Origin of the sequence: Acidisoma silvae (assembly GCF_020618775.1) — a bacterium.
Classification (GTDB): Bacteria; Pseudomonadota; Alphaproteobacteria; order Acetobacterales; family Acetobacteraceae; genus Acidisoma; species Acidisoma silvae.
The window spans coordinates 99,373-125,015 of the sequence record NZ_JAESVB010000007.1 but is presented as its reverse complement, the minus strand read 5'-3'; the positions used below and the strand labels follow the sequence as shown (position 1 = coordinate 125,015).

24 protein-coding genes and 2 tRNA genes are annotated in these 25,643 nt (G+C 65.1%); 11 read left to right on the top strand and 15 right to left on the bottom strand.

All coding sequences use genetic code 11. The features are described from left to right. Window positions 1-72: 72 nt before the first annotated feature. From ASILVAE211_RS16035 to ASILVAE211_RS16025, 3 genes are all read right to left on the bottom strand, one after another. Window positions 73-1,902, bottom strand: a complete 1,830-nt coding sequence (locus ASILVAE211_RS16035; RefSeq protein ID WP_227322352.1) for a hypothetical protein — start codon at window positions 1,900-1,902, stop codon at window positions 73-75. A gap of 76 nt (window positions 1,903-1,978) precedes the next feature. Beyond that, entirely contained in the window at window positions 1,979-2,683 is a 705-nt protein-coding gene (locus tag ASILVAE211_RS16030; RefSeq protein WP_227322351.1) for a MarC family protein, read from the bottom strand. A gap of 8 nt (window positions 2,684-2,691) precedes the next feature. Further along, the gene (locus ASILVAE211_RS16025; protein WP_227322350.1) at window positions 2,692-3,399 is read right to left on the bottom strand and encodes a MarC family protein; all 708 of its coding nucleotides are present in this window, start codon (window positions 3,397-3,399) and stop codon (window positions 2,692-2,694) included. Window positions 3,400-3,517: 118 nt separating this feature from the next. Here ASILVAE211_RS16025 and ASILVAE211_RS16020 point away from each other — a divergent pair, with 118 nt between their 5' ends. Beyond that, entirely contained in the window at window positions 3,518-4,336 is an 819-nt protein-coding gene (locus ASILVAE211_RS16020) for a bestrophin-like domain (protein ID WP_227322349.1), read from the top strand. Between the two features lie 13 nt (window positions 4,337-4,349). Here ASILVAE211_RS16020 and ASILVAE211_RS16015 read toward each other — a convergent pair whose 3' ends face one another. The 6 genes from ASILVAE211_RS16015 to ASILVAE211_RS15990 are packed head-to-tail and all read right to left on the bottom strand — an operon-like array spanning window position 4,350 to window position 10,442. Further along, window positions 4,350-4,646: a type II toxin-antitoxin system RelE/ParE family toxin gene (locus ASILVAE211_RS16015; RefSeq protein ID WP_227322348.1), complete on the bottom strand. Its 297-nt coding sequence runs from the start codon at window positions 4,644-4,646 to the stop codon at window positions 4,350-4,352. Next, window positions 4,643-4,831, bottom strand: coding sequence for a hypothetical protein (locus ASILVAE211_RS16010; RefSeq protein WP_227322347.1), 189 nt, complete (start codon window positions 4,829-4,831; stop codon window positions 4,643-4,645). Before ASILVAE211_RS16010 ends, ASILVAE211_RS16015 begins: the two co-directional genes overlap by 4 nt. 47 nt (window positions 4,832-4,878) lie before the next feature. Further along, window positions 4,879-6,915 carry an ABC transporter ATP-binding protein gene (locus tag ASILVAE211_RS16005; RefSeq protein ID WP_227322346.1) on the bottom strand — a complete coding sequence of 679 codons (2,037 nt, stop codon included), beginning with the start codon at window positions 6,913-6,915 and terminating at the stop codon, window positions 4,879-4,881. After that, window positions 6,908-7,795: an ABC transporter permease gene (locus ASILVAE211_RS16000; protein ID WP_227322345.1), complete on the bottom strand. Its 888-nt coding sequence runs from the start codon at window positions 7,793-7,795 to the stop codon at window positions 6,908-6,910. Before ASILVAE211_RS16000 ends, ASILVAE211_RS16005 begins: the two co-directional genes overlap by 8 nt. Next, window positions 7,792-8,751: an ABC transporter permease gene (locus tag ASILVAE211_RS15995; RefSeq protein WP_227322344.1), complete on the bottom strand. Its 960-nt coding sequence runs from the start codon at window positions 8,749-8,751 to the stop codon at window positions 7,792-7,794. The genes ASILVAE211_RS16000 and ASILVAE211_RS15995 overlap by 4 nt, the downstream gene beginning before the upstream one ends. 26 nt (window positions 8,752-8,777) lie before the next feature. Next, window positions 8,778-10,442, bottom strand: a complete 1,665-nt coding sequence (locus ASILVAE211_RS15990) for an ABC transporter substrate-binding protein (RefSeq protein WP_227322343.1) — start codon at window positions 10,440-10,442, stop codon at window positions 8,778-8,780. Window positions 10,443-10,815: 373 nt separating this feature from the next. Here ASILVAE211_RS15990 and ASILVAE211_RS15985 point away from each other — a divergent pair, with 373 nt between their 5' ends. Next, entirely contained in the window at window positions 10,816-11,742 is a 927-nt protein-coding gene (locus tag ASILVAE211_RS15985; protein WP_227322342.1) for a LysR substrate-binding domain-containing protein, read from the top strand. Next, window positions 11,739-12,887, top strand: coding sequence for an alpha-hydroxy acid oxidase (locus ASILVAE211_RS15980; RefSeq protein ID WP_227322341.1), 1,149 nt, complete (start codon window positions 11,739-11,741; stop codon window positions 12,885-12,887). Before ASILVAE211_RS15985 ends, ASILVAE211_RS15980 begins: the two co-directional genes overlap by 4 nt. A gap of 74 nt (window positions 12,888-12,961) precedes the next feature. On the opposite strand, the gene ASILVAE211_RS15975 is transcribed toward ASILVAE211_RS15980, so the two are convergent. Continuing rightward, window positions 12,962-13,627, bottom strand: a complete 666-nt coding sequence (locus tag ASILVAE211_RS15975) for an alpha/beta hydrolase (protein WP_227322340.1) — start codon at window positions 13,625-13,627, stop codon at window positions 12,962-12,964. 366 nt (window positions 13,628-13,993) lie between these two features. Between ASILVAE211_RS15975 and cysE the strand changes: the two genes are divergently transcribed. Genes cysE through ASILVAE211_RS15955 form a run of 4 tightly spaced genes read left to right on the top strand, consistent with a single transcriptional unit; the run spans window position 13,994 to window position 17,283 of the window. Further along, window positions 13,994-14,674, top strand: coding sequence for a serine O-acetyltransferase (gene cysE / locus ASILVAE211_RS15970; RefSeq protein WP_227322339.1), 681 nt, complete (start codon window positions 13,994-13,996; stop codon window positions 14,672-14,674). A 1-nt stretch (window position 14,675) separates the two neighbouring features. Beyond that, on the top strand, window positions 14,676-15,791 hold the full coding sequence (locus tag ASILVAE211_RS15965) for a cysteine desulfurase family protein (RefSeq protein WP_227322338.1): 1,116 nt from the start codon (window positions 14,676-14,678) through the stop codon (window positions 15,789-15,791). Next, window positions 15,788-16,954 (top strand): cysteine desulfurase family protein, encoded by a 1,167-nt coding sequence (locus ASILVAE211_RS15960; protein WP_227322337.1) that lies wholly within the window; start codon window positions 15,788-15,790, stop codon window positions 16,952-16,954. Before ASILVAE211_RS15965 ends, ASILVAE211_RS15960 begins: the two co-directional genes overlap by 4 nt. After that, entirely contained in the window at window positions 16,954-17,283 is a 330-nt protein-coding gene (locus ASILVAE211_RS15955; protein ID WP_227322336.1) for a ferredoxin family 2Fe-2S iron-sulfur cluster binding protein, read from the top strand. Before ASILVAE211_RS15960 ends, ASILVAE211_RS15955 begins: the two co-directional genes overlap by 1 nt. Window positions 17,284-17,437: 154 nt before the next feature. Here the strand turns inward: ASILVAE211_RS15955 and ASILVAE211_RS15950 are convergent, their stop codons facing one another. Beyond that, window positions 17,438-20,176, bottom strand: coding sequence for a phosphoenolpyruvate carboxylase (locus ASILVAE211_RS15950; protein ID WP_264478915.1), 2,739 nt, complete (start codon window positions 20,174-20,176; stop codon window positions 17,438-17,440). A 314-nt stretch (window positions 20,177-20,490) separates the two neighbouring features. On the opposite strand from ASILVAE211_RS15950, the gene ASILVAE211_RS15945 reads away from it, so the two are divergent. After that, window positions 20,491-20,566, top strand: a tRNA-Glu gene (locus ASILVAE211_RS15945). A gap of 106 nt (window positions 20,567-20,672) precedes the next feature. Here the strand turns inward: ASILVAE211_RS15945 and ASILVAE211_RS15940 are convergent. Next, window positions 20,673-21,713: an extracellular solute-binding protein gene (locus ASILVAE211_RS15940; protein ID WP_227322334.1), complete on the bottom strand. Its 1,041-nt coding sequence runs from the start codon at window positions 21,711-21,713 to the stop codon at window positions 20,673-20,675. Window positions 21,714-21,834: 121 nt separating this feature from the next. Further along, window positions 21,835-22,581 (bottom strand): PAS domain-containing protein, encoded by a 747-nt coding sequence (locus tag ASILVAE211_RS15935; RefSeq protein WP_227322333.1) that lies wholly within the window; start codon window positions 22,579-22,581, stop codon window positions 21,835-21,837. Between the two features lie 239 nt (window positions 22,582-22,820). Between ASILVAE211_RS15935 and greB the strand changes: the two genes are divergently transcribed. After that, complete coding sequence (gene greB, locus ASILVAE211_RS15930) at window positions 22,821-23,342, top strand: transcription elongation factor GreB (RefSeq protein ID WP_227322332.1); 522 nt, start codon at window positions 22,821-22,823, stop codon at window positions 23,340-23,342. A gap of 33 nt (window positions 23,343-23,375) precedes the next feature. On the opposite strand, the gene ASILVAE211_RS15925 is transcribed toward greB, so the two are convergent. Further along, window positions 23,376-23,624: a hypothetical protein gene (locus ASILVAE211_RS15925; RefSeq protein ID WP_227322331.1), complete on the bottom strand. Its 249-nt coding sequence runs from the start codon at window positions 23,622-23,624 to the stop codon at window positions 23,376-23,378. Between the two features lie 311 nt (window positions 23,625-23,935). Between ASILVAE211_RS15925 and ASILVAE211_RS15920 the strand changes: the two genes are divergently transcribed. Then, window positions 23,936-24,385 carry an RcnB family protein gene (locus ASILVAE211_RS15920; RefSeq protein WP_227322330.1) on the top strand — a complete coding sequence of 150 codons (450 nt, stop codon included), beginning with the start codon at window positions 23,936-23,938 and terminating at the stop codon, window positions 24,383-24,385. A 136-nt stretch (window positions 24,386-24,521) separates the two neighbouring features. Further along, window positions 24,522-25,421 (top strand): hypothetical protein, encoded by a 900-nt coding sequence (locus ASILVAE211_RS15915; RefSeq protein WP_227322329.1) that lies wholly within the window; start codon window positions 24,522-24,524, stop codon window positions 25,419-25,421. Between the two features lie 2 nt (window positions 25,422-25,423). Here the strand turns inward: ASILVAE211_RS15915 and ASILVAE211_RS15910 are convergent. Then, window positions 25,424-25,498 (bottom strand) — tRNA-Thr (locus ASILVAE211_RS15910). Window positions 25,499-25,643: the final 145 nt, after the last annotated feature.

Sequence of the window (25,643 nt, the reverse complement as noted above, 5' to 3'; positions counted from 1 at the left end):
CATACGTTTTGGCGCCCAAAGATGGATCCCCGGGTCAAGCCCGGGGATGACGGCTTTTTAAACCCAGCGCCCTTACTCCGCCGACAACGTCAGATTCAGCGCGGCCTGGCCGGCATGGAGTGTGTCCGGGCTCATGAAGGTGGACAGCGGCACCGGCGCCGCCGGCGCTGCCGTCAGCGTCAGCACCTTCGGATTATCGATGAAATTCGAGATCTGGGTACCGGCATCCGCCTGTCCCGGCACCAGTGCGGCAGCCGCGAAGGCAGCGGCCGCGTGGGCGCTGTCGGTGATGTCGGCCGGCGTCTTGCCGCCTTCTTTCGCCAGCATGGCGATGATCTTCTGCACCAGGGTTTCATTGCTGAAACTCAAGTGGAAGGCGCCGATGCCGGTCTTGCCGAGCGCCGCGGCGTAGTCATCACTCGTCGGCATGGTGCGCGGCAGGTTTGTGAACGTGCCGCTGAGGCTGACGCTGCCCAGGCCCTCGGCCGATATCTTTGACTCGTCGATATGGGTATCGCCATGCGCGGCGTCGTAGCTGCCGCGTTCGGCCGCGGAAAGCACCAGCAAATCGACGCCCAGCGGTTGCAACAGCTGCTGCAGGTCCGGCGTGGCCGAGGCGGGAATGCTGAGACCGTTCAGGGACATATCCGTCTGTATGGACGGGCCGTAGGTCACGCTGTCCTGCAAGGTCTTCAAGGTCACGGTGCCACCGCCGTCCGGCAGCGGCACGGCGGCGTCCGTCAGCTGGAAGCTTGCAATCTTGGCCCCGCCATTCTGGGCCAGGGCCACCATCTGATCCATCGAGGCATCGGCCGGCGCATGCAGCAGGGTCGTCACGTTCAAACCGCTGAGTTCGAAATGCCCGAGGCTGGCCGTGGTCTTGTCATGCTGCTGCACGGTGACATGGCCGATGGTGAAGCGCCCCAGCGCGCCATCCGCATAGCCGGTGACGGAGATATGCTCGATCTTGGCAATGGCTGCCGTGCGGCTGTCCTGGGCGGTGAGATTGACCAGCGTCGCATTGCCGATGCCGATCGCTTCCAGCGCGTCGCGGGCAAAGGCTGCCGTTTTGACCGTCTCAGGCTCGGGTGCGGCCAGGAAGGGCCGACCCGTAAGGCCGTCGAGGGTCAAATGATCGAAACGGCTGTCGCCATGCGCGTCCTTGGCGGCCAGGCCGGCAATCTCAAGATGGCCGAGCAAGGGGCGCGGCGCCGTCCAGGTTTCGGCGCCCGGCGTATAGCGGGCAGGGTTGAAGACGCGGTCCAGCCCGTCGAGATCGACCGCCGTCGCGGCCGCGTTCTGCACCGTATTGCCGTCCTTGTCGGCATATTGGTTCAGGCTGATGTCGCGCAGCTGGCCGGACTGATAGCCGGCAAGCGACAGGGCGACGATGCTCATGCCCCGTTCGTCGCTGATGGTATTGGCGGTCAGCGACCCGACCATGATCGGCGTGCCGTCTTCGGGGGCGGTCAGCCAGCGGGGTGTGCCGGCGGGAACGGGCATGCCGGGGGCGAGGATCGCCACGTCTTTCGCGGTGCCGTCGCCGATTTTGATGTGATCGGTCCCGCGCCAGAGGTCGAGGCCGACCAGATTGATCATGCGGGACCGGAACGGGTTCGCGACCGAGCCGTCGCCGCTGAGGTGATGGACGACCAATTTCCGGATCGCGATCTGCGGCTGGCCGGCGCGGGCGATGGACAGGCCGTAGAGCCGCAAGGTGTGCGTGAACAGGTTATAGTGCAGGTCGTCGTAACGGCCGGTGGCACCGCCGGGCAGGTTCGCCAGCGTCTCGTTGACGGTGACATGCGCCTGATGTTCGGCCCAAAGCTGGGAACCGCCAGCCGCCGCGGCGGCCAGCACGATCAGGGCGGGGATCGCAATCCGTGCTTTCTTGAAGGGCACTGTTTTGGGTCTCCTGCGGTCTGGGTTCCTCTTCTCCATGGGCTTCGTCATGGACGCAAGGGGGGCTGCGTGACGGTTACAGGGCGATGCCGTGGACCGCGCTCTGCACGAAGGGGATCAGCATGGCTTGCAGGCCGAGGGCGATGATCTGCACGCCGATGGACATCAGCAGCAGTGCCACCAGCCGTTTGACGGCGCGCGAGCCCGCCGGCCCCAGCACGCGGCCGATGACCTCGGCCGAGCGGAACAGCAGGGCCACGATGATGCAGACGATCAGCGCCGCCAGCGAAACGCCGACGAGATAGGGATAGTGTGATCCGGCCGGCGGCGCCGCGCCGAGCGTGATAGCGACCGAGATGGCGCCCGGGCCGACCACCAGCGGCATGGTGATGGGAAAGAAGGCGAAATCCGCCGCGGCCGGCCGCTCGTCCGGCAGTGCATCCTTTTGCGGGTCCGCGTCCGTCGGCTCCTCGGCAAAGAGCAGCCGCCAGCCATTGGCGGCCACCACCAGCCCGCCGCCGACTTTCAGCGCCGGCAGCGTCACGCCGAAGAAATGCAGCACGGGTGAGCCTGCCCAGAGGGCGGCCAACAGGATGACGGCCGCGTAGAGGCCGACGCGGATGGCGATAAGCCGGCGTTCGGCCGGGCTGCGGTCGGCCGCCATCTGGCTGAACAGCACGGCATTGCCGATCGGATCGGTGATCGAGAACAGCGCCGGGAAGCCGAGCAGCAGGCCTTCCGGGAGGGTGGAGAAGGTGCTGAGCGCGGGGAGCAGCTGCATCGCCCGGCTCAGCCTTTCACGGCCGCGATAACCGGCAGCAGCAGTGTCTCGACGCCACCGGCGATGATCTGCACGCCGATGCAGAGCAGCAGCAGGGCAAACAAACGGGTGATGGCGCGCGCGCCGGTGCGGCCGAGGAAGGAGGCCAGCCGGTCCGCGAAGCTGAAGATGACCCAGATGGTGATCGCCATCAGCACGGCTGCCAGCGTCAATGCCAGCAGATAAGGCAAGGCGGTGCCATTGTCCGGCCGGTCCGCGCTCAGCGTGATGCAGAGCGAGATGGTGCCCGGCCCTATGGTGAAGGGAATGCTGACCGGGAAGAAGGCGATGTCATTGACGTTCTCGGCCGCGACCGTGCGGCCGTCCTGATGCGCCTGGCTTTCCTTCAGCGCCTCCCGCTGTTCGGGCGCGTGCAGCAGGCGCCACGCGCCGACGGCGATGATCAGTCCACCGGCCACCTGTAGGGCGCCGAGCGAGATGCCGAAGAAGTTCAGCACATAGGAACTGACCCACAGCGAAAACAGCAGCAGGCCCAGGGAGTAAAGGCCGACGCGGCGCGCCAGGCGCAGGCGCTCGGCATGGCTGCGGTCAGCCGTGATCTGGCCGAAGATGATGGCATTGACGACGGGATTGACGATCGCGAAGAGCGCCGAAAAGGCGAGCAGCACCGTGCGGTAGAAGCCGGCATCGCCGAAGGGCAGGGCAGTGGATGGCATCCCGCCTCCCAGGCGTGTTCATGCGCCATCATCAAGGCCGGTTCGGTTCCGGCGGTCAAGGTAACGCGGCCGGTACGTTTCGCGTATGGTCCGGCAGAGACGGAAAGGGACCGCCCCAATGCTGACCGGTTTTGCGCAATGGCTATGCCTGATGCCGACGGCGGCGGCCGTGCTGATCGCGGTTGTGGGGGCGGCCGCGCTGGCGGTCGCCGCGCTGTTTGTGGCGCATGCCATCATTCCGCATGGTTTGCGCAGCCAGCATAACGATCTGGCCGGTTTCGTGCTCGCCATCGTCGGCGTCATCTATGCCGTGCTGCTGGCCTTCATCGCCGTCGCCGTCTGGGAAAGCTATGCCGAGGTCGGCAACCTTGTGCAGACGGAAGCGAATATGGTGGACGATCTGTATCGCGACACCATCAGCCTGCCGCCGGGCCTGGCGCTGCAATTGCGGCAGGATCTGTTCGATTACACCGAAACGGTGGTGCAGAAGGAATGGCCGCATATGGAGGCGGCGATGCCAGCGCATCTCAAAGGCTGGCGCATTCTGGACAGTTTTCATCTGGCTCTTGTCGGCTACAAGCCTGCCGACGGCAGCGGCCTCGCGGCCCAAAGCACGATGCTGGAGACTTTGCGCAAACTGTATGACGTGCGGCGCGGCCGCTTCCATGCCGCCGAATCCGATCTGCCTGCCGTGGTCTGGTGGAATCTCACCATCGGCGCGGCCATTCTGATCGGATTCAGCTGCCTGTTCGGGGCGGCACGATTGGCGATGCATGCGGCCATGGTCGGCCTGCTGGGGGCGTCCATCGGCCTCGTGCTGGTGGTGATCGTGCTGCTCGACAATCCCTTTCTCGGCTCAAGCCATGTCTCGGTCGAGCCTTTCCAGGCGCTGACCATGGCGGTGGAGACGATGGATTACCCGAAGCCGGGGCAGTGAGCGTGATCCACCATCACAAGTGTCCTGGGATATCGGCCTGATCGTAAAAGACCGCCACGATCACCGGTGGCCTGCTCAGGCGGTAACCGACCCAATATCGCCCTGCTTTGACCCACAAGCGTCCTGCCCGCGCAAGTTGTGGATAGGGGCGAGGAAAGGGGTGTCCGTTTCCGGGTTGCGTTTCGATAATCTCAATGGCTTCGCCGATAGCCGTTATCAGGCCCTTGAGAGCCTCATTACGCTCAAGATATTCAAAATGTTGGCGTAAGTCTTGAAGTTGGCGCGCCGCACGGGCGGTAAAGCCAATCAAGCGCGACCGTGAGTTCCGCGCTTCGCCCGTCCAGCGCTGAGTTTATTCTCAAGCCTGACTATACCGTCCTTGAGATCACGCATCACCGTATCGCCGGCAACGACGCGGCCGGCGGCGATATCGGCATCGCTTTCCTCGAGCACAGCCAGCCAGTCAGCGGGAGCGGTGTCAGGCGATTTGTCCATGCCGCCAATATACGAAATCGGCGCAGCGCTTGCCAGTAAAGAACCCTTTACGCCTCAACCGTTACCGTCCGGCCCATCTGGTCCAGGTCGAGATGGCAGCGGATGCCGTGGTCGCCTTCGCGCTGCACCAGTTCGGGCTCCGTCGTCTCGCAAATGGTGCCGATCTTGCGCGGACAGCGGGTGTGAAAGACGCAGCCTGAGGGCGGGCGCATGGCGCTGGGAATTTCCCCCTTCAGCCGCAGCTGGCCGCTGGCTTCCTCGGCCGCCGAGGCCGCCATCAGGCTTTCCGTATAGGGGTGATGCGGCCCGTTGAAGACCGCCTCCGCCGGGCCGATTTCCATCAGCCGCCCCAGATACAGAACGGCGATGCGGTCCGAAATATAGCGCACGACGCGCAGGTCGTGAGAGACGAACAGATAGCTGACGCCCTGTTCCGCCTGCAGATCGGCCAGCAGGTTGAGGATCGCCGCCTGTACGGACACGTCCAGCGCGGATGTCGGCTCATCGCAGACGACGATGCGCGGGTCGCCCGCGAAGGCGCGGGCAATGGCCACGCGCTGCTTCAATCCGCCCGACAATTGGCGCGGCCGCATGGGCAGATAGCGCTCGGCAAGCCGGATATGGCTCATCAGGCCGCTCAGCCGTTCGGTCAGCGCCGCGCCGCGATAGCCGCCCAGCTTCTTCATCGGCCGGCTGATGATGCCGCGAATGGTCTGGCTGCGGTTGAGCGCCGCATCCGGATTCTGGAAGACGATTTGCAGCGCTTCCAGCTCCGCCGGCTGACGTGCGGTGGCCCGATGCGCCAGCTTCTGACCGTTGAGTTCGATGATGCCCTTTTCGTCCGGCGGCGTCAGGCCCATCAGAAGTTTCGCCAGCGTCGTCTTGCCGCTGCCGGATTCCCCCACCAGTCCCAGCGTCTCGCCGGGCCAGATTTCGACCGAGACATCGCGCAAGGCATAGACCGGTGCGGCGGCGCTACCGAAGGTCTTGCTGATATTGTCGGCGCGGATGACGGGCCGGAAGGCCGGGATTTTTTTGCGATTGGTGGGCGGCGCGGGCGGCGTGGTGCGCGGCAGGTTTGGCGCCTGTTCATGAAAATGGCAGCGGCTGACACGGCCTTCCGCGACCGGGATCAGCGGCGGCTCGGTCGTGTGGCAGATATCCTGGGCCAGGCCGCAGCGCGGGGCGAAGACGCAGCCCTTAACATCGGCCAGGCTGGTGGGCAGAAAGCCCGGAATGGTGTCGAGCCGGGTCTGGTGCTTGGACAGGCCCGGACGCGGCAGGCAGCGCAGCAGGCCGACCGTATAGGGGTGGCGGGGATGGCTGAAAATCTCCCGCGTCGGTCCTTCCTCGACCAGCGTGCCGGCATAAAGCACGCCGACGCGGGCGCACATGCGGCGGATCACGGCCAGGTTATGGCCGATGAACAGAACGGAACTGCCCATCTCCGCACGCAGGGTCTCGATCAGGTCCAGCACCTCGGCTTCCACCGTCGCGTCCAGCGCGGTTGTCGGCTCATCCAGAATAAGCAGCGTCGGGTCCACGGCCAGCGCCATGGCGATGACGACGCGCTGCAACATGCCGCCCGACAATTCGTGCGGATAGCGGCCCATGACGCGCCCGGCATCGACGATGCGCACGCGGCCCAGAATGGCCTCCACCCGGTCCATGCGTTCGGATGCCGGCACGCCGGCAACTTCGAAAACCTCGGCCAGCTGCGCGCCGATGCGAATGGACGGGTTCAGCGCGCGGCCCGGATCCTGATAGACCATGGAAATGCTGCGCGTGCGGAACTGTCGCAGCGCTTCGCCCTGCATGGCCAGTGCATCCTGGCCGCCGATATGGATGGAGCCGGTGCGCACGCGGCCGTTTTCGGGCAGATAGCGGGTGACGGCCAGGGCGACGGTCGATTTGCCGCAGCCGGATTCACCGACAAGGCCGAAGGTCTCGCCCTGGCCGATGCGGAAGGAGAGGCCGCGAATGACCTGCCGGTCGCGGCGGCGCACGCGATAGGCGATGTCGAGATCGCGAACCTCGAGCGCGGCGGCGGTTGCGTCCTGCATGGGGCTTAGAGCGTCAAGCATCGATCACCGATTGCACACCATCTGCTGTCAGGTTGACGCCGACGACCAGGCTGCCGATGGCCAGCGCGTAGAACAGCACCGTCCACCAGAAGCCGCCGCCGATCAGGCCGTAATTCTGCGAAATCGAAAGTCCCCAGTCGGGCGAGGGCGGCTGAATGCCGAGGCCGAGGAAACTCAGCGAGGCGACGGTGAAGATGGCGTAGCCCAGGCGCACCGTCGTCTCCACCAGGATCGGCGGCAGGATATTCGGCAGGATTTCGACGAACAGGATATAGGCCGGTCTTTCGCCGCGCAGATTGGCGGCGGCGACGTAATCCAGGTCGCGTTCGCCCAGCACTGCCGCGCGCACCGTGCGCCCGACGACAAGGCCGAAGGACAGGCCGATGACGATGATGACGGTGGCGTTGGACGCACCCAGCGCGGTGATCACCAGCATGGCCAAAATCAGCAGCGGCAGCGCCAGAAAGGCTTCCACGATGCGGCTGACGACATCATCCGTCAGGCCGCGCGCATAGCCGGTGACAAGGCCCAGCACGGTGCCGACCAGGGTGCCGAGCAGGGTCGCGAGCGGCGCCACGATCAGGATATCGCGGGAGCCCACGATGACGCGGGAAAAGACGTCACGGCCGAATTGATCGGTGCCGAACCAATGGTCGGCGGCCGGCGGCGTCAGCGTGTTCAGCAGGTCGGTGTCGTCGGCGCCGTAAGGCACGATCCAGGGGCCGATGATGGCCATCAGCACCCAGAAGATCAGGATCAGCATGCCGACCACGAAAGGCGCCGAGCGCAGCAGCATCGCGCTGCGCTCGCGCCAGATGCGCTTGGGTGTTTCCATTGCCGGCGCGGGCGCGGCCGGGCTGTCCGCGGCATGGGCGCTCATCGGCTGCCTCCGAAGGAGATGCGCGGATTGAGCGCGGAATAGAGCAGATCGGCAATCAGGTTGACGGTGACATAGACGGTGCCGATGACGAGGATGCCGGCGGCGAGCATCGGGAAATCCTTCGCCTTGGCGGCCGAAAAGATCAGGCTGCCGATGCCGTGGTAGTTGAACAGCGTTTCCACCACCACCAGACCGCCGATGAGATAGCCGCATTGGGTGGCGATGACGGTAATGGTCGGCAGCAGCGCATTGCGCATGACATGGCGCCAGATCACCTGGCGGCGCGACAGGCCTTTCAGCACGGCCGTGCGCGTATAGTCCGAGTGCAGGGCTTCGATCATGCCGGCGCGCGCCATGCGGGCGATATAGCCGAACAGGATCATGAACAGCGGAATGGAGGGCATCAGCAGGTAATAGATCTGCGTCACCGGGCCGGCGCCGCGCGGCGCCGTGCCGGTCAGCGGCAGGATATGCAGCCAGATGCTGAAGACCATGATGAAGACGATGCCGGAGACGAATTCCGGCACCACGGTCGCCGACAGTCCGGCAATGACGATGGTGCGGTCGATCCAGCTATTGGCCTTCAGCGCGGCGACGACACCGCCCAGAATGCCAAGCGGCACGACCAGGATAAAGGCGATGGCGGCGAGCTTCATGGAGTTCAGCACCGCGTGGATGACGAAAGGCGCCACGGGCGCGCGATAGGTATAGGACATGCCCATATTCCCGCGCACCATGCCGCTGATCCAACTCCAGTATTGCACCAGCAACGGACGGTCGATGCCGAGTTGATGGTTCAGCGCCTGCACGGCGCGCGCGTCGGCAAAGGGGCCGAGGATCGCGCGCCCCACATCGCCCGGCAGAATCTGGCATCCCGCGAAGACGATGACGCTGAGCAGCAGAAGAGTGACGACCGCCAGGACGAGCCGGTAGAAAATCGCGCGATAAAGACCCATGCTGGCAGTCGCCTCCCTGTCGTCCGTTAAGTCTGGCTGATGCTGACGGTTTGCAGGAAGGGCCGATCGCCCACCGGCAGAACGCCGGAAACGGCCTTCGAGGTGGCATAAAGGTAATTGTAGAAATAGCCGAAGATCACCGGCGTCTCATCCAGCAGCAGTTCCTCGATCTTGCCGGAAACGGCACGCTGGCCGGACAGGTCCAGCGCCTTGACGTAATCGGTGACAAGCCCGTCATAGGTCGGGTTCTTGAAGCGCGCCGCATTCCAGGTGCCGCTGCTGGTCAGCGGCGCATTGAGGAAGACATTGGGCACGCCGCGATTGCCGTAATCGGTAATGCCCAGCGGCACGTCCAGCCAGTCGGACTGGCCGGGCACGGCCTTGCCGTAATAGGCATCCTGGCTTTCCACATGCAGCTTGATGTCGATGCCGATCTTTTTCGCGAAACTCGCGATCAGCACGGCATAGTCGGGGATTTCCAGAAACTGTTCGGTGGTCAGCGTGACGGAGAAGCCGTGGCCGACGCCCGCCTGTTCCAGAAGCGCGCGCGCCTTTTTCAGGTCGATGTCGCGTTGCGGCACGGATGTATCGGTCGAGGGGAAGGCCGGACAGAAGGGGCTGTCATTGCCGATATCGGCGTAACCCTGGAACAGGCCCTTCACCAGCGCCTTGCGGTTGATGGAGAGCGCCAGCGCCTGGCGCACGCGCTTGTCCTTGAACGGACCGGCATCGCATTGCATATGCACCTGCTCATGCGCGCTCGACTTGCAACGGATGACGTTGAATTGCGGGTCATGCAGAATGGCGCGGCCGGCCGCGACCGGCATCTGCGCCAGCATATCGACCTGACCGCCCTGCAAGGCCAGAACCTGCGGCTGCATATCCGTGTAGAAGGTGAATTCCACGCGGTCGAGGAAGGCTTTCGGTCCCCAATAGGCCTCATTGCGGATGAAGGAGCAGCCGACTTTTGGGATGTATTTTTCGAGCTTGAAGGGGCCGGTGCCGACAAAGCTCTGTTCGAAGCCGCCCGAATAGTTCGCAGGCAGGATAACCATGTTGTAGTTGTCGGAGGACAGCGTATAGGGGAAATTGCCGCTGGGCGCATCGAGATGGAATTCGACCGTATAGTCGTCAACCTTATGCGACGATCCGGGCGACAGCACGCCCTTGAAGGCCGACAGCGCGTTGGATGCGTTCTTAGGGTTGACCAGTCTCTCCACGCTCGTCACCACGGCATCCGCGTTCAGCGGCTCGCCGTTCGAGAATTTTACGCCCTGGCGGATTTTGAAGGTCCAGACGGAACCGTCCTGATTGGGGGACCAGCTTGTCGCCAGCACCGGGCGCAGCGTGGAATCCGGATTGAGCGCGCACAGAAACTCGGCTGATTGCATCATCACCATCAGGCCGCCGTCATCGGCGATGGTAACGGGGTCGATGGCGCCGGCCGGAACCGTCATGGCAATGCGCAGCGTGCCGCCCATGGTGCCGGCCGCCTGGGCGCGGCGGGGGGCGGCCATGCCCATGGCGCCGCCCAGCGCGCCGAGCAGCGGCAGCGACAGGCCAAGCCGCGTGCCGTGCATCAGGAAGCCACGTCGGTTGACTTGCCCCGCGAGGGCATTGTCCATGAGATCGTTTTCGACCTCTGACAGGTTTCGACGCACGGCAGAGATCAGCTTATCGCTTTTGGACATTGCACCCTCTTTGGTAAGGCCTGGTCGGAAACGACGGGGAAAGCGGAACGACTTCGTAGTTAGGTAATTCACGCCGAGCGCCTATGCGCTGCAGGAATAGGATCACGGCCGGAAAATGCGCCGTTGTCAATTCGTATGGCTCGTGCTCCTGGCAGGACGCGAAAATGGCGAAACGGTTGACGATCAAAGCCGGCGAATGCCGGGCTGGGACAAAGGTCAGCAAGGATGATGCCACAGGCGATTTTTGCCCAATGATCTGGCAAAAACAGCGCGGGGGCGCATGGCCTTGCGATGCCTTGCACGATCGCTAGGCAAATGCCTAGACAATAGCGGAGGGCGCCAATCGGCGCTTTTGGGTGATGGGTGAGACGTCATGGCGGTGATTAACCGGCGCTGGCTGCCGTTGAACGCTCTCAGAGCCTTCGAGGCGGTCGGTCGCCAATTGAGCTTTACCGGTGGCGCGCAGCTTCTGCACGTGTCGCAGTCCGCCCTCAGCCGGCATGTGGCCTCGCTGGAGGATCTGCTGGGCCGTCCGCTGCTGGAGCGCAAACCCTCGGGCCTTGCTTTGACCCCGGCGGGGGCGGCGCTGCTGCCGGCGGTGCGCAAATCCTTCGACCGGCTGGAAGAGGTCATGAACGACATCATGCAGGAGGAGGCCGGCCATCAGCGCCGCCTGCGCGTCCATATGCCGCCCAGTTTCCTGCATCAGGTGGCACTGCCGATCCTGGGCGATTTCCGGCGCGAATTCCCCGATATCCTGATCGACGTGTCGAGCAGCCTCGGCACCGGCCTGCCACCAACCGAGGTCGATGTGGCCGTGGTCTATGACCGGCCGCAGGGTGGCGACACGGTGCGCGATCTGCTTTGGACCGTGCGCGGCAGTCCGGTCTGCGCGCCGGCCGTGGCGGTGCAGGCGGCCGATCTCGCGCTGCCGGATTTCCTCGCCCGCCAGGAATTGCTGCATGTGAAGGTGCCGGGCCAGCCGATCGGCACGCATTGGACGCATTTCGCCCGCGCGCACGGGTTTTCGCTTGATGTCACGCGGGGCATGGCGTTCGAAACGGTAACGTTGGCCGTGCAATATGCCATGGCCGGGCAGGGGGTCGTGCTGGCCGATATGGACATGTTCGCGGCCGATATCGCGGCCGGCCGGCTCGTCGCCCCCTATGACGCGGTGGCGGAGGACGGCTACGGCTATTACCTGGCCCTGCATCCGGAAGACCTGGGTGACCCGGCCATCAGCGTGTTTCGAACCTGGATGATTACGCGCCTGGGGCGCGGCGGACGGAAGGCTTCATGAAGGACTGCCATAATATCGAGGATCTGCGCCGTCTGGCGGAACGACGCCTGCCGCGCATCTTTTTCGATTATGTCGATGGCGGCTCCAACAGCGAGCTGACGCGGGCGGCGAATGAAAGTGATTTCGCGCGCTGGCGCCTGCGCCAGCATGTGCTGCGCGATGTCTCGGGACGCGACCTTTCCACCTCATTCCTCGGTGCCGGCCATGCCTTGCCGCTCATGCTGGGGCCGCTGGGTTTCTTAGGCATGTGCGGCCGGCGCGGCGAGGTGGCCGCGGCGCGGGCGGCCGGTCGCGCCGGCGTGCCAAGCTGCATCTCCGCTTTCGCCATCCGCCCGATCGACGAGGTGACGCGGGAAAATCCGGACGTCACGATCTATTCCCAGCTTTACGTGTTGCAGGACCGCGCGCTGACCGAGGTGCTGATCGCGCGGGCCGAGGCGGCAGGGGCAAAGGCGCTGTTCCTGACGGTCGATACCGCCGTGACCCCGGCGCGGGAGCGCGACGTCCGCAACGGTTTCCGCAACCTCACCCGGCCGACGCTGCGGCAATGGGCCAATATGCTCAGCCGTCCGTCCTGGTGCCGGGACGTGATCCGGGATGGCATGCCTGAAGTCGGTCATGCCCGCGCCGCCGGTTTCGGCCGTGGGGTGATGGAGCAGGCGGGCAATCTGGCCCGGCAGATCGATCCGGCCTTGACCTGGGCGGATGTCGATTGGCTGCGCCGGCGCTGGCCGGGCAAGCTGGTCATCAAGGGGATTCTGGAACCCGAGGACGCGCGGCGTGCTGTCGATGCGGGCGCGGACGGCATCGTCGTTTCCAACCATGGCGGAAGGCAGTTGGATGGCGCGTCCTCCACCATCATGGCCCTGCCGGCGATCGCCGAGGCGGTGGGTGCCGGGCTGGATGTGCTGGTCGATGGCGGTTTCCGGCGCGGCTGGCATATCGCGCTGGCCTTGGCCCTGGGCGCTTCGGCGGTCTCCATCGGCCGGCCCTATGCCTGGGGTCTGGCGGCGGGCGGCGAGGCCGGTGTGGCGCGCGCCATCGCCCTGCTGGCAGGCGAATTGGATTCGACCCTGGCCTTGATGGGCCTGCGCAGCGTGGCGGCGCTGCGCGCCGCCGGCCGCAGCGCGGTGCATTTCAATTAGGCCTAGACACTAAAAAGCCGGATGGCGCCTGCGCGCCACCCGGCTTTTTAAATACTGCAACCGCGTGATGCGGATCAGTCGGCGGCCAGCGCCATCTGCTTCCGCGCCATGGTCTGGCGCACATACTCTTCCAGGTCGGTGCCGATGCGGTCGGCGTAATTCGCCATCACATGGTCCGCACCCTCATAGACGCGATAGTCGATCGAGACGCCCTTCTGGGTGTTCAGCTTGTCGACCAGCTTCCGCACGCCCGGCTCGACCACCATTTCATCGGCATCGCCGTGGATCATCAGGCCGCCCGTCGGACAAGGGGCCAGGAATCCGAAATCGTAATGCGTGGCCGGCGGCGCGACGCTGATCCAGCCCGAGATTTCGGGGCGGCGCATCAGCAGCTGCATGCCGACGAAAGCGCCGAAGGAATAGCCCGCGATCCAAAGGCCGCCGGAATTGGGGTTGACGGACTGCATCCAGTCCAGCGCGCCCGCGGCATCGCTGATCTCGCCGATGCCGCCGTCATAGCGGCCTTGGCTGCGGCCGACGCCACGGAAATTGAAGCGCATCACGGAAAAGCCCAGGCGCTGGAAAGCCTGGAACATGGAATAGGTGATACGGTTATTCATGGTGCCGCCGTGAAGCGGGTGCGGGTGAAGCACGAGTGCCAGAGGGGCGCCCGTGTCCTTGCTGTGGTGGTAGCGGCCTTCCAAACGACCGTCCGGGCCGGCGAACATCACTTCAGGCATGGCGCTCTAAACCTATCTTCGATAGCGATTGGGCCTCCCGGTTGCCCGGGCGGCCTTACAAGTCAGCCCCTTCGATAACGGCTCGCCTCCGCCGCTGCATCCTAATTCGTAAGCGATTCCCTCAATTCCCAGGCATCGAAAACCAGCCATGCCGCACCGCCATAGCGGAGCGACGCTTTCAAAGGAGGCTGACTTGCGATGACCGCAGCCTGAGCGACACGCAATGGCATCGCCGCCCCAGGCATGAACACGGGAAAGCGGAAGAAGGCATCAAGGGATGGCAGCTGCCCCGGCAAAGCCTTTCAAATGTCCAGGACGGACGTGATAATAGGGTGCCGGGCTGCCGAATTCATATGGAAATGTCGCATGGCCTTTATGTTTCTGCGGGAAAGCATCGCTGCCTACCGCGAGCGCGACCCTGCGGCCCGGTCCACGGCCGAGGTTCTGTTCTGCTATCCTGGCCTGCATGCGGTCATCTGGCACCGCGTGGCGCAGACGCTTTGGCTTGCCCGATGGACGTCGCTTGCCCGGTTCACGGCCCATCTCAGCCGCTGGCTGACCGGGATTGAAATCCACCCTGCCGCGCGGCTTGGCCGGCGGCTGGTCATCGACCACGGCATGGGCCTGGTGATCGGGGAGACCGCGATCGTCGGCGACGACGTGACGCTGTACCATCAGGTCACGCTCGGCGGCACCAGCCTCAGCCACGGCAAGCGCCATCCGACCATCGGCAATAACGTCATTATCGGCGCCGGCGCCAAGGTGCTGGGCAATATCACGGTGGGCGACGGCGCGCGGATCGGTGCCAATGCGCTGGTCATCAAGCCGGTGCCGGCCGGCATCACCATGGTGGCGGCGCCGGCCAATGTGCTGGACCGGGGACGCGCCAAACCCTGTTTCGACGCCTATGGCACGCCCTGTTCGGAAATGTCGGTCGATCCACTGCTGCATGACATCGAGAGTCTGCGCGCGGAATTGGCCGAGCTGGAGGCGCGGGTCGGCGTGCTGGCGCGGGCCGGTACGCCCAGCCTGGAACCGGCCGAATAGCATGGCGCGGGCGCGCGTCTATCTGGATGCCAATGCGACCGAGCCGCTACGGCCCGAGGCACGCGCGGCGGTCATGGCCGCGCTGGATACGCTGGGCAATCCATCCTCCATCCATGGCGACGGGCGCGCGGCGCGCAAAATTCTGGAAGACGCGCGGGAAGCCATTGCCAGCCGCTTCGGCGGCTCGTCCCGCAATCTGGTCTTCACCTCCGGCGGGACGGAGGCCAATGCCATTGCCATTCACGGCCTGGCGCGTGGCGGGCGGGTTCTGCGCGGCGCGACCGAACACGCGGCCGTCATCGCCGCCGCCGGCGAGACCGCGGGCGTGCTGCCGGTGGACGGGCAGGGGCAGATATCGCTCGACGCCCTGGCCTCGGCTCTGGCGGCCGAAAAGCCGGCGCTCGTCTCCGTCATGCTGGCCAATAACGAAACCGGCGCGGTGCAGCCTGTCGCCGATATCGCCCGCCTGTGCCGCGATGCCGGCGTGCCTTTTCATGTCGATGCCGTGCAGGGGGCCGGGCGACTGTCGGTCGATTTTGCGGCCATCGGCGCCGATTGCCTCACCCTCTCGGCCCACAAGCTGGGCGGTCCGCCCGGGGCAGGGGCCGTGCTGCTGACATCCGACGCGGCGGATCGCTTGCAGCCGTTGACGCTGGGCGGCGGTCAGGAGCGGGGGCGGCGTGGCGGCACCCATGCGCTGCCCAATATCGCCGGTTTCGCGGCGGCGGCTATCGCCTGCCAGCCGGAAGCGGCCGCCCGCCTCGCGCCCTGGCGGGATGCGATGGAGGCGGCGGCGGTCGCGGCCGGTGCCATCGTCATCGGCGGCGGGACAGCGCGTCTGCCCAATACGACCTGCCTGGCTTTGCCGGGCGTGCGGGCGGAATCCCAAGTCATCGCGCTCGATCTGGCCGGCATCTCGGTGTCAGCCGGGGCTGCCTGTTCCTCCGGCAAGGTGGCGCGCAGCCATGTTCTGGAAGCGATGGGCGCGGGCGATCTATCGGCCCAGGCGATTCGCGTTTCCTTGCCCTGGAACGCGACGGAGGCGGATGCCTTGGCTTTCATAGCGGCCTATCAGGCCATGGCGGCGCGGATGGCGCGTCCCGCCGACGCCGCATGATCTATCTCGACAATCACGCGACGACGCCTTGCGATCCGCGCGTGCTGGCCGAGATGCTGCCCTGGTTTACCGAGCGTTTCGGCAATGCCGGCAGTGTCGAACACGGCATGGGCCGTGATGCGGCGGATGCCGTGGATATCGCCCGCGCCCAGGTCGCGGCGCTGATCGGCGCATCGGCGGCCGAAATCATCTTCACCTCCGGCGCCACCGAATCGAACAATCTCGCCATCCTTGGCGCAGCGCGGTTTGCGCGCGGCATGGGCGACGACCGTCGCCGCATCGTCACGCTGGCGACCGAGCATCATGCCGTGCTCGATCCGGTCCTGGCCCTGGCCGATGAGGGCTTCGAGCCGGTGGTGCTGCCCGTGCAAGCCGATGGCCTGCTGGACCCGGCCGTGCTGGCCCAGGCGCTGGCCGTGCCGACGCTTCTGGTCTCGATCATGGCGGTGAATAACGAAATCGGCGTGGTGCAGGATCTGGCGGTGCTTGGCCGCATGGTGAAGACCGCAGGTGCGGCCTTTCATGTCGACGCCGCCCAGGCGGCCGGGCGCATCGCCCTCGATATCGGTCAGATACCGGCCGATCTCCTCTCGCTCTCCGGCCATAAAATGTACGGGCCGAAGGGCATCGGCGCGCTGTATCTGCGCCGCCGCCCGAGGATGCGCATCGCATCGCTGGTCGCGGGCGGTGGGCAGGAGCGCGGATTGCGGTCAGGCACGCTGCCGGTGCCGCTGATCATCGCCATGGGGAAGGCCGCGCATCTGGCGCAGGCCGAAGGCTCAGCCGAGACCGCCAGAATTCAGGCGCAGGCGCAAAGGCTTCTGTCCGGTCTGCGCGCCGGCATTCCCGGCCTGGTGCTGAACGGCCATGCCGAAAGCCGGGTCGCCGGCAATCTCAGCCTGACCTTTCCGCGCCGGACGGCGGCGGCCCTTCTGGCCGATCTGCCGGACCTCTGCCTGTCGTCCAGTTCCGCCTGCACTAGCGCGGCAGACGGCACGGTCGGCGCCAGCCATGTCCTGACCGCCATCGGCCTGCCGCCGGATGCGGCAAAGCGCAGCTTGCGTATCGGGATTGGACGATTTACCTCCGACGCCGAGATAGAGGCGGCGGCGGCACAGCTCATTGCTGCCGCGCTGAGCCCAGAAGAGGAATTGATACGCTGATGCCGAAGATGACCTTCATCGAGCGCGATGGCACGCCCCGCGAAGTGGATGCGCCGGTCGGGCTGTCCGTGCTGGAGGTTGCCCATAAGCATGGCGTTGACCTTGAAGGCGCTTGCGAGGGGTCGCTGGCCTGCTCCACCTGCCATGTCGTCATCGACCCGGACTGGTTCGAGAAGCTGACCCCGCCGACCGAGGACGAGGAAGACATGCTCGACCTTGCCTTCGGCCTGGAAGAGACCTCGCGCCTCGGCTGCCAGATCGTGATCAATGACGAATTGGACGGTCTGGTGGTGAAGCTGCCGAGCGGCACGCGCAACGCCGGCGGCTGAGACTTAAGTCAGAGTCTTACTACTTATAATTGTCGTGCCCGGCTTAGCCAGCCGCGCTTCATGCCGGGCATCTACCCGATTGAGCGCCCCGACAGCCTTTGGGCGCCCGATCGGATAGATCCGCGCAACAGGTGCGCGGATGACTGTGGACCTGCTACCCGAACGCGCCGACCTCATGGCTGACCGCCGTGCTGATTTCGCGCACCAGCGCGAAATAATGGGCGATGGGCGAGAATATCTCGTCATGCTCGCGGCCATAGCCCAACGTATTGGCCGAGGTTCCGGGTTCGCCGAAATCGGTGCCCGTCGTCTCGTCCGGGGCTTTCGGGAAGATGCGGCCCAGCGTCTGCAAGGCTGCCGGCACGTCCAGCCGCAGCAGGCGCTGCTGCAACCCGGTGCGCATGACGCCCAGACGCGGTGCGAAATCTGGAATCATCGCCGTCAGAATCCAGATGCGATGGATACAGGCCAGGCGCAGCGCATGCAGCAGCAACTCGCGCTCGTCCATCTGCGGCGCATCCGCCCAGGCCGCCCGCAGCGCCAGATGATCGGCATGGACGCGGCGGAACATGGCCAGCACGTCCGACCAGATATTGAGCTGTTCCAAACCGCTGGCGACCGCCATCAGCGCTTCGCGCCGGCCGGGGATGACGCTGTGGCCGGCCCGGTCCAGCCAGGTGCCGGGGTCCAGCGTCTCCACCACCGCGCGCAGCACATCCAGATGCGAATGGCGCATGGCGTGGGACGCGAAATCCATTGAGCGGCGGAAACGCGGGCTGGTGCGGCGCAGTTCCGTCACCGCATCGGGGTTGCGGCTGGCGGCCAGGCCCAGACCCTGTAGCGTATTCGCGCACCAGCCGAGCTGTTGCAGGATCGCGTTATTGGGGATGGCCCGCAATTCGCGCGGATGGCCGATAATGGCCGGCCCGCCCGAGGTATCGCTCTGCCGCGCGGCCGGGCGCGAACCGGTGCGGTCGATCAGCGCCGGGCCGAAAGTGCCCAGGATGGCGGCATAGCCGGGGTCTTCGACCAGCTCTTCCATATTGGACCGGATGGTCGCGAAGAAATCGGCCGCGAAATCGGCGTCCTGATAGATCGGGTCGTCACCCTCATCCATCTTGCCCAGCGCGAATTCGGCGATCTTGAGGATGGTCGCGCATGCCAAAGCCGGCGTGCCGAACAGCATATAGCCGTCGCCGCCCTGGAAGGCACTTTCCTCACGGTAGCGGATGCCGGCGGCGTCAAAAGCCCGGCGCCCGGCGGCGGGGGACAGATAGGCCAGACGGTCGGTCAGCGATCCCGGATGCGCGCCGCGCCCGATGCTTTCACCATGCGTATCGAACAGCACCAGTTCGACATCCGTGAGGCCATGCTTGACCATGGCATCGGCGATCTTCAGCCGCAGCCGCTCGATCAGATAGGTGGCGGCGATCTGCCCGACATAGCGGCCCGAATCGGAATAGCCGAATTGGACGGCCAGCTTGCCGGTGCGGCGCAGATAGTCCCGGTAATGCGGGCTGCGCAGCGCTTCCTCGATGATGCGGCCGCCCTGGGACAGGGCCTCCGCCGTTTCGAACAGCGGGCTGATTTCGATCTTGTCCTCGATGCCGAAGAGCTTTGCGAAATAGAGCGCGGTCAGCAGCGTATAGCCGGTCTCGGTTTCGGCGATCAGGAAGCGCACCGGGCTCGCGCCGTCGATATGCTTCACCATCTGCACGACCGTCATCATCAGCCGGGCGGCGGATGCCTGTTCCGCCATCAGCGTGCCGAAATTGATGGCTTCCGGCTTGACCTCGTCCAGCGCCGTATTGATGGCGCCAAGCAGCACGCGGCGGCGCGACGGATCGGCCGGCGGATCGGCCAGGCCCAGGCGCTGGCGTACGGCATTATGCAATTGCGCCGAATTCAGCCGCACATGCGTATGCGCAAGGCCGAGATTATGGGAGACGAGGCCGGCGCGGACGATCAGCAGCGCCCGCTGTTCGGCCTCATCGGCGGCGGCCAGCGCCGCCGGAAACAAAGCCAGCAGCGGCTCGGGCGTGACCATCGCCGCGTCCTGCAAGCGCATCAGCGTGCGGCCGAAGGTGCCGACGGCATCGACATCCGTGCCATTGGGGGCGGCCGCGATTTCTTCCTCGACGGCGGCAATCGCCACCTGCACGCGGTCCAGAATGGCGGCGGCACTCGGCAGCGGCGCCAGCTGCGTTTCGACACGCTGCAACTGATACAGCTTCATGCGCAGACGCAGGCGCAGCGTATCCCACCAGCCGATATCGGTGCGGCCGTCGGTGTCATAGCCGACCCAGCTGGTCAACGTGACGGGGCGCGGGGCGAGGTCCAGCCAGCGATGCGCCCAGATGCCGCGGGCGGCATCCAGAATGGCGCCGGTCAGCAGGTCGATCGCGTCGCGTCCACGGGCGATGGCCGCATGGGCCTGGTCGAATTCGTCTTCCAGTGTCACCGGCAGCGGGCGGTGAGAGGTGAAACAGGCGGCGCTGTCCTCGCCCGAGGCGGCACGCGCCAGCGCGTCCCCCACGGCATAGGGCAGGGAGAAGGTCGGATGCGCGGTGAAGACGGCAGAAAAACGCGGGCGCTCGATCGCCTTGCGGAACTCGGCGAAAGGCACGGCGCTGTCATTGGGGTCGGGCCGTACCAGGCGGGCAGCCAGTCCCTGCATGGCGGCAGACGGGTCTTGGCCGGCGGAAAGGCCGACGTAATCGGCCAGCCGGGCGGCGCGTTGCTGCCAGGCCTCGTCCCGCAGCCAGCAGACCAGACCCTGTAGGTCGGATTCGGTCAGGTGTCCCTGGTCGATGCGGCGGGAAATGGCCAGCGCGGTCGTCATGACCGGATTGCTGAACGGGTCTTCGGTCGCGCGGACCAGGGCCTTGTTCATCACGCCGAGCAGGTCGACGGCCAGCGCCGCGATATGCGCGGGCTGCTCGGGGGAGGAGGGGACGTCACTCACGGGTGCATGTTGGTCTGCCATGGTCACTATTGTGCACCGCACTGCCCCGGGGGCAACGATTAGGTGATCGCTCCGGCCTGTTTTCGTGAGAATTTTTTGCGCTGTGCGAAATTGCCGCCGTTCGAGCCTTGGCGCTTATCCGCCATGCAGCTGGAAAGCCCGTGGAGCGGCGCATCGCCCCTTGCCCCTGCCGCATGAGGTGTTTATAGACCCGCTCCACGCCGAAAGGCGCTTGCAGGCCTGTCCCATTCGTCTAGAGGCCTAGGACACCGCCCTCTCACGGCGGTAACAGGGGTTCGAATCCCCTATGGGACGCCAAGCTTTTCCTTGAAATTACTATGCCATTCCGACGCCTTGTCTCGCAGGAGACAGCTCGGACCATCAGGCAATAACGGGGGCGACATGCGCCCCCGTTATTGAGCCGTTACTGGCGCAGCAGGGTCCAGATACGGTCGAAGGATTTCGTCGCCTGCACGCCGCAGCCGGGCGAGAAGACGATTTTCTCATTCGCGGGCGGGTTGAATTCGGGCGCCTGCGTGATGCTGGCCGGCAGATACTTGGCGGAATCCGGCACGGCGTTCTGATACTGGGCGAACTCCGTCTCCAGCGCCGCATTCTGCGGGTCCATCATGAAGTTCATGAACTTCTTGGCGTTTTCCAGGTCAGGCGCGCCGACCGGCACGGCCAGGTTATCCATCCAGCCGACCACGCCTTCCTTGGGATAGACATAGCGGATGGTGGGAATCTTCTGGCGCATGCGCGCGGCACCGCCCGAATAGGACATGCTCATCGTGGTCTCGCCCGAAACCATGCGGTCGTCGATCGCGTCGGAATTATAGACCTTCACGAAAGGCTTCTGCGCTTCGAGCAAAGCCAGCGTTGCCTTCATGAGTTTCGGATCGCTGGAGCAGGGCTGCGCCCCTTGGTCGGCGAGGGCGAAATTGATGACTTCGCTCGGCGAGCCCAGCATGCCGATCTTGCCTTTGAAGACGGCCGGCGGGGTGAAGAGGGTCGCCATGCTGTCGACGGTGCCGGGATAGACCTTGGTGTCATAGACGAAGGACGTCGTACCCCACTGCCAGGGAACGGTATAGGCAGCGGTCGGATCCCAGTCGCGCTTCTGCCAGCGCGGGTCGAGATAATGGAAATTCGGCATGGAGGACGCGTCGACCGGCTGGATCAGCTTCTGGTCGATGAAGATTTTAACGAAGTCGTTCGAAACCATGATCATGTCATAGCCGGACCCGCCGGCCTTGAGCTTGGCGAGCAGCGTTTCGTTCGAATCATAGGTATCGAGCGTTACCTTAATGCCGGTCTCTTTGGTAAACTTCTTGAGCAGATCAGCCGAGGTATAATCGGTCCAGTTGTAGATATGCAGCACGCCCGGATCGGCGGCATGGGCTGCCGGGGCGAGGGGCAACAGAGCAGGTAGAGCCGTAAGAGCGTATTGAACGAAACGATTCATGCTTTGGCCTCATGGTAACGGTTGCGAGAGCGCAAACCATCCCAGCATGTTTCGTGCCAAGCCTCAAAACGGTATCGGCTTGCCTTCCAGCGGGAAGGGCTGACGGTTCGACCGGCCGGGGTCAGTGCTTGGCCAAGGTCCGCAGCGTCATGCTGATGATCCGGCCATCGGCGCCCAGGCCCGCCCGGCAAATGGCCTCCACATCGACCATGACGTCACCCGCGTGCCGCATGTGCAGTTGCAGCGGAATCACGGCCTGTGGGTCGCTCAGCAACCGGTCCCAGGTCGCGTGAAGCTGGCCGATATCCGCCGCCGAGACGAAATTGGTAAAGGGCCGCCGCTGGAGGGCGCTTGGGGGCAGGCCCAGCACGGCGGCCGCGTTGCGGCTGACGGCGCGGATGAACAAAGCCATATCGAGAATGCAAAGATTGTCGTCATCCTCGGCACGCGGCACGGGGGCGGATGCCGCCGCTTCAGGCGGCAAAAGATCGAAATTGGACCACGCGGGCGGCAGGGCCGATGCCAGAGCCGGGCGCGCGCCGAAGCCCATCGGGCCTTGCAGCGGCAAAGCTGCGGCCGGCCCCGCCGTCACGGCCGCCCTGTCGTTCCGCCCGAAGGCGAGAAGCGTGCCGATGCCATAGGCGAGGGCTGCCGCCGGATAGGCGAGGACGGCAATTTTCACCGCCGCAATGACAAGCGGGCTCGCATACCATTCCGGGTAGAAAAGCTCGCCGATATTGGTCGCAAAGATCTGGCTGGTCGGCCGGCCCTGTTCGGTCAATGCAATCAGGATCGTGAAGACAACATAGGCCGATGTCAGCCACATGATGACGACGCCCATGCGACGGAAGAATTTTGCGAGGCTCATCGAAAACAGCGTGCCTGAAAAATGCCTGATGATGTAACCAAGGTTAGAAAAACAAAAATAGAGAGTCCGGGCATTGCCCCCTTAGAGCAATTGCCTGGTCTCATACCATGTAAACATTATGGTAGCGGGTCCAAAAATGTAAAAAACTGGCACGAGGCATCGGCGCAATGCGCCGCTTGACTTGGCGGCGCGGCGTCTTAACACCGGCCAGGGGCGGCCTTGGTGGGATTGACGAGACGATGGCATTTGACGATGCGGATGACGAGGACGAAGGTCCGCCCAAGCTTCCGGGCGGCAAGTTCTATATGACGCCCGCCGGGTTCGCCCGGCTTGAGGCCGAGCGCGCGGCCCGGCGGGAGGAACGCCACCGCGTCGTCGAGATCGTTGCCTGGGCGGCCGGCAACGGCGACCGCAGCGAAAATGCGGATTACAAGGAAGGCAAGCGCCGCCTGCGCGAAATCGACCGGCGCCTGCGCTTTCTGACGCGCCGCCTGGCCTATGCCGAGGTGGTCGATGCGGCGGCCCAGACCCAGCGCGACCGCGTATTTTTCGGCGCGACCGTGACCTACGCGAATGACCGCGACGAAGAGAAGAGCGTCACCATCGTCGGTGTCGACGAGGCCGATATGGCACAGGGCAAGGTCAGCATCGGCTCACCCATCGCGCTGGCGCTGCTGCGGGCGCGGCGCGGGGATGAGGTGACGGTGCGCACGCCGCGCGGCCCAGAACGGATCGAGGTGATCGCCATCACCTATCCCTAGCCGCGCGCCGTCCCCCGGCAATTGCGCTTCGGTTCAGAAGGCGTGCTGCGTGCCCAGGCCGTTGGTGCCCTTCATAATCTTCTTGTTGCGCTTCAGATCCTGATTGGACTGGTACTGGTTCGCTTTGTATTGCCCCGTGCCGCAGCCGCCGATGGTGCCGGGCTTGGTCGGATCGGCACCGTTATGGTTCATCGCCAGCTTTTCGGCCTCCGTGCAGCTGGCCTGAGCCTGATGGCCCAGAACGGCAGCGGCCAGAAGAAGGGTCAATCCCAGAACTTTCATCAGGTGATACTCTGTCCGGCTGGAGAATAATAACTTGTCCACACATCCATGCCATGGATCTTGACCCCCCACAATCGAGCGCTGCGCAGAAGCATGGCGGAAAAAGGGCCTGAGGCGCGCATTGCCCGCGTGGCTTCGATGCCCTTGGGCGTGATGTGCGCAGACAGCCCCTAAGTTATTGTTTAGGCGAACAATAAAAGCAGATGGGACCGCATATGAGGCGGTTTCTTCCCCTGCTGGCCTGTTCGGGCGCTTGTCACCGCCGGATATCACCCGATCTCAGGGACAAGCTCATGACGAGGATTTGGTTTATGAAACGCTTTCTTATCGCCGCGGTCGCGGCGTCCCTCATGGCCAGCCCGGTGGCCGCTTTCGCGCAGAGCGGTCCGGGCGGCCCGCCGCCCCCGCAACAGGGACATGGCGGCCCCGGTGGCGGCGGCCCCGGTGGTGGACATGGCCAGGGTGGCGACCATGGTCCGGGTGGTCCGGGCGGCGATCATGGTCCGGGTGGACGTCCCCCTGGCCCGCCGGGCGGTCCTGGCATGCATGGCCCGGGTCCGGGCGGATGGCGTCAGGGACAGCGCTTCGACGTGCCGCCCGGCCAGCGCCGCGTCGTAAACGATTGGCATCATCATCACGGTCTCTATGCGCCGCCGCCTGGCCAGCAATGGGTCTATTACAACAACCAGTACATGCTGGTCGCGATCACCAGCGGCATTATCGGTGCCGTTCTGGGCGCGGCAGCTGCCGGCTCCTACTGATGCGTTGACTGGGACGGTCGGCCGTGGTCCGTTTCGCCAGCGGCCGATCCCGTCTCAGGAGCGCAGGGGGATAGCGCGGTCGGGATAAGCGTCTCCGTCACAGGGGCTTTGCTTGCAGACGCACCATGCGGGATTGATGAAACCACCTGTGCCCGTCGCCCCGTCACCGGACCGTCCCAGGTTGCGGCAGCCCGTGCCGTTGCAGGCCGCCAATAGTCTTGTCGCGTCCCTTTGGGTGGCCGTCTGCGCGGCGACGCCGGAATTCATCTGGCGCGGGCTTAAATCGGTCATCGCCGATCTGGATGTCGCCGATGTCGTATCGGCCCTGCTGGTCGGCCTCATCCTTGCCTTCTGTATCGAGCCGGCCATGGAAAGGCTGCGCCATCGCTGGATGCAGCGGGGGCGCCATGCCCATCCGTCTGTGCAGACGCACGAGGATGACGCGCATCCCTACGGCCTGATTTTCCGTGCCGCCATCGGCCTGGCTTTCGCCTTCGCCTCGGTCTGCCTGCATGACGCCATCACCGATGTTCTGGCGGCCCATGCGGCAGACAATGCCGCGCGGCGGGCCGGTCTGGCTGCCGGGCTGAATCTGGCCGGTGCCTGGACCATCGTGCCTTTCTGCATCACCCTGGCGTGGCTCACCATCGGGCGTGGCGCGCTGGCATGGGTCTGCGGCCTGCTGGCTGTCGCTTCGCCCCTGGCCGCGGCGCTGGTCTTTTCCTGGAACATCGCGGAATGGCTGACGACGGAATTGCCCGCTGTCGCCATTTTGGCCTGGGGGTATCGGCAATGGCCGCGTGGGCCGGTGGCCGGGTTCTTCCGCCGCGCCACGCGGCCTCTACTGTATCTTTGCCCGATCGCGCCGGTCCTTGCCCTGCTTCTGGCCGGTTTGAGCAGCCTGACGGGCCTGCATTGGCTCGGCGCCTATACGCCGGAAGAAGGCTGGATCGACGGGCGCTTCTATCTCGGCTGGGCCATCGGCCTGCTTCTGGCCCCGGTGCCGCTGACCGCTCTCTCTCATGCGCGGGAGTGAGCTGGTGCCGGGTGAGGGATTTGAACCCCCGACCTTCGGTTTACAAAACCGCTGCACTACCACTGTGCTAACCCGGCGCTCGGCTGGCCACAGCCGGCAAGGCTTTGGCGCTTCGCCGGGCTTTTAGCCCGGCGAAGCGCGGCTGGCAATCATCAGCCGGATGGGTACCGTTATCGTCGCGGCGGTGTTATAGCTTCTGCAATCGGTTCGATCGACCCGACC